Origin of the sequence: Micromonospora sp. NPDC005173 (assembly GCF_040608515.1) — a bacterium.
GTDB lineage: Bacteria > Actinomycetota > Actinomycetes > Mycobacteriales > Micromonosporaceae > Micromonospora.
In genome coordinates this window covers 1-1303 of record NZ_JBEXIK010000111.1, presented here as the reverse complement: position 1 = coordinate 1303, position 1303 = coordinate 1, and the positions used below count along the sequence as shown (strand labels likewise).

Below are 1303 nucleotides of genomic sequence, written 5' to 3'. Positions count from 1 at the left end.
TGAAGTCGCGGCAGCGCCGCTCGGTGATCAGGTGTGCCAGCGGAGTCCGTGACGGTCGGTCAAGCGTCCTCTGTAGACTTCCGGCTTCGTGACCGTGAGCGATCTTGAGGGATGGTCTGTTGGCCTGGACGACTTGATGTCCCGGGTGGCGGGCCGGTTTGGCCGGGTGGAGCCGCGCCGTCGTGCCCGCTCGTATGTGCTGGGCCTGTTGTCGCCTCTCGCGGGCAAGAACAGTTGGACCTTGGCCGAGGCCGCCGGTGACGTCAGCCCGGACGGCATGCAAGCACTGCTCAACCGCTCGGGGTGGGACACCGACGGTGTGCGTGACGATCTGCGTAGCTACGTCGCCGAGCAGCTCGGCGACCCCGACGGTGTGCTCATCGTCGACGAGACCGGCTTCCTCAAGAAGGGCGTCAAGTCCGCCGGTGTGCAGCGGCAGTACTCCGGCACCGCCGGACGCGTCGAGAACTGCCAGCTCGGCGTGTTCCTTGCCTACGCCAGCCCTCGAGGGCGCACGCTGATCGACCGCGAGCTGTATCTGCCGACCAAATGGTGTGACGACGCCGAGCGGCGCACCGAGGCCGGCATCGGCGCTGCGGTGCGGTTCGCGACCAAACCGCAGCTGGCGTTGCGGATGATCGGGCGAGCGCTGGACGCGCAGATGCCGGCCAAGTGGGTCACCGCCGACGAAGCCTACGGCAGCGACTCGAAGTTCCGCATCGCACTGCAACAGCGCCGTATCGGCTATGTCGTGGCCGTCGCCTGCCGGCAGAAGATCCCCACCGAGACCGGCAGCGCACGCGCTGACGCCCTGGCCGCGGCCGCACCCGTGCCGGCGTGGAAACGACGCAGCTGCGGGCCCGGCGCCAAGGGCGAACGCCTCTACGACTGGGCCGCCGCGACCCTACCGGACACCGGCACCGCAGGGCACGGCTACCACCGTTGGCTGCTCGTGCGACGCAGCATCACCGATCCGGCCGAGCTGGCCTACTACCTCTGCTACGGCCCGGCCGACACCACCGACGAACACCTGATCAGGATCGCGGGCAGCCGCTGGGCCATCGAGGAATGCTTCCAAACCGCCAAGGGTCAAGTCGGTCTCGACGAGTACCAGGTCCGCCGCTACGACGCCTGGTACCGCCACATCACCCTGGCCATGCTCGCTCACGCCTTCCTCGCGGTCACCGCCGCCGCAGTGGGAAAAGATCACACCGCCGCGACGACGGCCTCATCCCCATCACCCTCGCAGAGACCCGTCGTCTGCTGGCACACCTGATCACCGAGCGGCGCTGCCGCGACTTCG

General features: G+C 68.5%; 1 protein-coding gene. It reads left to right on the top strand.

The features are described from left to right. Positions 1-136 precede the first annotated feature (136 nt). Positions 137-1276, top strand: coding sequence for an IS701 family transposase (locus ABZV00_RS37805; RefSeq protein ID WP_355615467.1), 1140 nt, complete (start codon positions 137-139; stop codon positions 1274-1276). Positions 1277-1303 lie beyond the last annotated feature (27 nt).

Bases quoted from the DNA above. Each gene is read 5' to 3' on its own strand.
- ABZV00_RS37805 (WP_355615467.1), top strand. From the start codon at position 137: ATGTCCCGGGTGGCGGGCCGGTTTGGCCGGGTGGAGCCGCGCCGTCGT.